4 protein-coding genes are annotated in these 3,666 nt (G+C 66.9%); 3 read left to right on the top strand and 1 reads right to left on the bottom strand.

Going from position 1 to position 3,666, the window contains the following annotated elements; genetic code table 11:
* The coding region (locus tag EN994_RS22390; protein WP_164746076.1) for an MFS transporter at window positions 1-1,167 on the bottom strand (1,167 nt) is incomplete at its 3' end.
* A 208-nt stretch (window positions 1,168-1,375) separates the two neighbouring features.
* Between EN994_RS22390 and EN994_RS22385 the strand changes: the two genes are divergently transcribed.
* From EN994_RS22385 to EN994_RS22375, 3 genes are all read left to right on the top strand, one after another.
* Window positions 1,376-1,738: a helix-turn-helix transcriptional regulator gene (locus tag EN994_RS22385; protein ID WP_013530112.1), complete on the top strand. Its 363-nt coding sequence runs from the start codon at window positions 1,376-1,378 to the stop codon at window positions 1,736-1,738.
* Between the two features lie 68 nt (window positions 1,739-1,806).
* On the top strand, window positions 1,807-2,571 hold the full coding sequence (locus EN994_RS22380; RefSeq protein ID WP_063168791.1) for a metallophosphoesterase family protein: 765 nt from the start codon (window positions 1,807-1,809) through the stop codon (window positions 2,569-2,571).
* 225 nt (window positions 2,572-2,796) lie between these two features.
* A complete protein-coding gene (locus tag EN994_RS22375; protein WP_335918526.1) occupies window positions 2,797-3,597 on the top strand; it encodes an SH3 domain-containing protein in 801 nt (266 codons plus the stop codon).
* Window positions 3,598-3,666 lie beyond the last annotated feature (69 nt).

Raw genomic sequence — 3,666 nt, 5'->3', positions numbered from 1 at the left:
CATTTCCACAGGCCGAGCCGCCCAGCGGCCGGCGACCACGACGCCAAGCCCGACGATCGGGAAGATCGCGGCGACCAGGCCGAGATCGGCCGGCGCGCCGTAGCGCAGCACGGCACCACCGACCACGGCACCCAGCGCCACGCCGAGATAGAGCGCCGAGGCGTTGAGCGACAGCACGATCGGGGCGGCATCGGGCGCCAGCTTGATGATGCGGCTCGCCTGCGCCGGCGGGAACGCCCAGCCGACGATGCCCCACGGCACCATCATCGCCATCAGCGCCGGCCCGGCAATATGGTGCGGCAGGAAGGTCGGGATGACCGACAATAAGACCAGCATGCCGGCACTCAGCGCCAGCGACCAGCCGACGGTGCGGGTCGCACCGAACCGGTCGGCGGCCTGGCCGCCGCCAATGTTGCCGATGACGGCGCCGACGCCGAAGGCGAGCAGCATGCCGGGCAGCGCGATCTGGCTGAGACCGCCGCCCTCGATGGCAAGCGGCGCGACATAGGCAAAGACGGTGAAGGCGCCGATCAGCGCCAGCACTGTCGTCAACAGGATCGGCATCACGCCGGGACGCAGCGCTGCCGCCAGCCTGCGCTTCAAGGGCAGCCTGGTGCCAACGATGCCCTGCGGCAGCCGGTACCACAGGATCGCGCCTGCAAGCGCGCCAAGGCCGGCGATGGCAAAGAAGGTGCCGCGCCAGCCGGCGACGGTGGCAACGAGCGCGCCGAGCGGCGCACCGAGCGCAACGGCCACAGTGGTGCCGCCGACAACGACGGCGATGGCACGCGCCCGGTGATGATCATCGACCAGCGCTACTGCGGTGCCCTGCGCGGTTGCGGCGAACAGGCCCGACGACAGCGCCATGACGATGCGCGCGACCAGCAGCAGTTCGAAGGAGGAACTCAAGGCGGCGGCGATGTTGCCGATGACGAAGAACACCAGCGTCCACAGGATGACGCGGCGCCGGTCCCATTCGCCGGTCAGCGTCGCGAGAATCGGCGTGCCGACCGCATAGGCGAGCGCGAAGGCGGTAATCAGCGTGCCGGCCAGCGGAATGGAGATGCCGGCATCCGCCGCGATGTCGGGCAGAAGGCTGGAGATGACGAAGCCTTCGGTCGAGATCGTGAACGATCCGAGCGCGAGCCAGAAGAGGCGCTTGTCCATGGCGGGATGTCCTTAGTTCAAAAGTTATTGAACAATTGGACATAACAGGGCATCATGTCAATGAAGCCAGGGAAAAATAGCTGAACCTTCCTGACAGCCCTGTGTCAGCACAGGCCGGGCGGGGTTCGCGCGAGACGGAGAAAGGCCACGTGGAGCCAACAATGATGGATGCGTTGAAATCGGACCCGACTGTGCTTAGTTTCGAGCCATGACCTTGCCACACCCCAATACGGACCAGATCAGCCTGCCGATCGTGCTTGGCGTGCTCGGCGACCCGACGCGGCTTGCCATCGTGCGCTATCTCGCCAGCAAGCAGGGCGTGCCGCTGAACTGCAGCCAGTTCCTCGATTTCGGCTCGAAGACCAATCTGAGCTACCACCTCGCCAAATTGCGCGAGGCCGGCGTCACCCGCGCCGAGGTGGTCGGCACCAACCGCATGATCACACTGCGCCGCGCCGATCTCGACGCCCGCTTCCCCGGCCTGCTCGACAGCGTCATCGCCGCCGCCGGCGACGATCCCGCACTGCCGGCGGTTGGCGGCCACGATATCGAAGTGCACGCCCGACCCTGAAGGACTTGGGTTCCTCGCCCACGAACGTGGGGAAAAGGAAAAGCGGCGTCACACAGGAGCTTCCCGAAATGCGCATCGCCGTCCTCGCCGATATCCACGGCAATGTGCTGGCGCTCGACGCCGTGCTTGACGACCTGCGCCGGCGCGGCGGCGCCGACCTGACCGTCAATCTCGGCGACAGCGTTTCCGGCCCGCTATGGCCGCGCGAAACGATGGAACGGCTGCAGGCGCTGAACCTGCCGACGGTGCGCGGCAACCACGACCGCCGTGTTGCCGCCGACCCCGCTGATGACACCATGTGGCCCTCCGACGTCTATGCGCAGGAGCGGCTGACCGAGGCACAGCGCCAGGTGCTGTTCGCCCAGCCGTTGACGCTGGAGATCGCACCCGGAATCATCGCTTTCCACGCCCGTCCCGACCATGACGAGAAATATCTCACTGATACGATCGTCAATGGCCAGCTGGTACGCGCGCCGCTGACGGCGATCCGGCGGCGGCTGAAGGCGCTCGACCCGGCTTGCCGCATCGCGCTGTGCGGCCACAGCCACCGCGCGGAACTGATCCGCGTCCCCGACGGTCCCGTCATCTTCAATCCGGGCAGCATCGGCTGCCCTGCCTATGACGATTCCACGCCGCCGGCGCATGTCTCCGAGCAGGGCTCGCCGCATGCGCGCTACGGCATTGTCACCCTGGGCAGCAACGGCCAGCCCGACGGCTTCGAGGCCATCGCCGTCGACTACGACCACGAGGCGGCCGCCAGGCAGGCCGAACAAGCGGGCCGGCCGGAATGGGCTCACGCGCTCAGAACCGGGTTCATGCCCCTGCCCGGCTGAAGGCTGGCGAAACGGCGGCCCGAATTTTCGGGCTTACATGGCGCCGCGTCGTCCCTTATAAAACCGGCCGGGCTTGCGGCGGGCTCGATCCGCCGCGGCACGGTATCAGCGCACGGCCAAACGATGAGGCGCACAGTTACGCTCCGAACAATCCTCCATGCGCTGATTGCTGCTCCGCTGCTGATGACGGCGTGGCCTGTGATTGCCCCCGCTATGGCTGAAGAGATGGCCCAAGAGGCGCCGGAGCTCGTCATCTCCGTCGTTACCGGCCTGGCGCCGGACGACCTTCTCAAGGTCCGCACCACCGCATCGCCGGTCGCCACGGTCGAGGCGCGGCTGAGCAGTGGCGACATGGTCACCAATCTCGGCTGCAACGACATCAACGGCTACAAATGGTGCAAGGTCGAGAGCACGGGCAAGGAGAAGCTGAGCGGCTGGGCGCCGGCGCGCTATCTCATCCCCCTCAATCCGAACCCCTATGTCGAAGGTGAGCCAAGACCGGCCGGTGCGCCGGTGGTTGCCTCCACCGGCAGTGGGGCCGAGCAGGCCTCGGCACCGGACCAATCGCAGGCCACCGGCTCAGCCGACAGCGCGCCGGTCGCACCGCCCGACCTGACGGCGCGGCTTGGCGGCGCCGGTCCGGCAGCCGAAAGCACGCCGAAATCGCCAGAGGAAATCGGCCACGCCGCCATGCAGGATGCGTACCTACTGGCGCTGGCGGCGCCTGACGTCCCGCTTGATTCCGCTCCGACGCTGGCTTCTGGCCCCGAAATTCCCTGCGCCCGCTATGTCGGCCAGCCGATGGAGCGCTGCAAGGTCAGCGTGGTGCACACCGCCGACAAGGCGAACATCACTGTGACCTGGCCCGATGGCGGCACGCGCATCATCTCTTTCCGTGCCGGCCAGCCGGCCGGTTCCGACGCGCCCGGCGACTTCCGCTTCACCAGGGAAGGCAGCCTCAACATGATCCGTGTCGGCGTCTCGGAGCGGTTTGAGATCACGGATCAGTTGGCGCTGGGGAATTAGAATTCAGGGGAGTAAGGGAGCAGGGAATAAGGGAGTGTGTTTGGAATTCTCTCGAACCCACCCTACTCC

It is taken from the genome of Mesorhizobium sp. M7A.F.Ca.CA.002.09.1.1 (assembly GCF_003998555.1).
Classification (GTDB): domain Bacteria; phylum Pseudomonadota; class Alphaproteobacteria; order Rhizobiales; family Rhizobiaceae; genus Mesorhizobium; species Mesorhizobium ciceri.
The sequence above is the reverse complement of the archived record's forward strand: the minus strand, read 5'-3'. Positions and strand labels throughout refer to the sequence as shown.